This is a genomic window from Phocaeicola sp. RTP21198st1_B8_RTP21198_201120, from assembly GCF_040929485.1.
Lineage (GTDB): Bacteria > Bacteroidota > Bacteroidia > Bacteroidales > Bacteroidaceae > Phocaeicola > Phocaeicola dorei.
This window is the reverse complement of record NZ_JBCOCI010000339.1, coordinates 1,082-1,446: the sequence shown is the minus strand read 5'-3', so window position 1 is coordinate 1,446 and position 365 is coordinate 1,082. Positions and strand designations below refer to the sequence as shown.

The window sequence follows — 365 nt, the reverse complement described above, 5'->3', positions numbered from 1 at the left end:
GCAATAAGTAGATGAAGATTGAGCAGCGTTCCTGTCCGGACCGTTTGGGTTATGCCGCGGTTCAAATTAACAGGGTTGGATGGGGCGCTGCTTTTTTACAGGAACATAAAATAGAATTAGATAAAAAGTATGAAAAGTTTTTTTAGTAAAAAGAGTATTTTAGGAACAATGGCTGTAGCAGCCGTATGTATGTTGGGAACTAGCAATGCACAAGCACAAGAGTTTACTATACAAGGTGATTTGGTAAGTTCGTATGTATGGCGTGGTATTTATCAGGGGGGAGCCGCTTCCTTTCAGCCGACTTTGGGATTTAGCGTAGGTAATTTCTCGCTTACTGCATGGGGCTCAACCAGTTTGAGTGAAAG

The 365-nt window shown here is 42.2% G+C and carries 1 pseudogene; it reads left to right on the top strand.

From position 1 onward, the window contains the following. Positions 1 to 129 precede the first annotated feature (129 nt). Positions 130 to 365 (top strand): annotated as a pseudogene (locus AB5935_RS26065) (hypothetical protein); the annotation flags it as partial.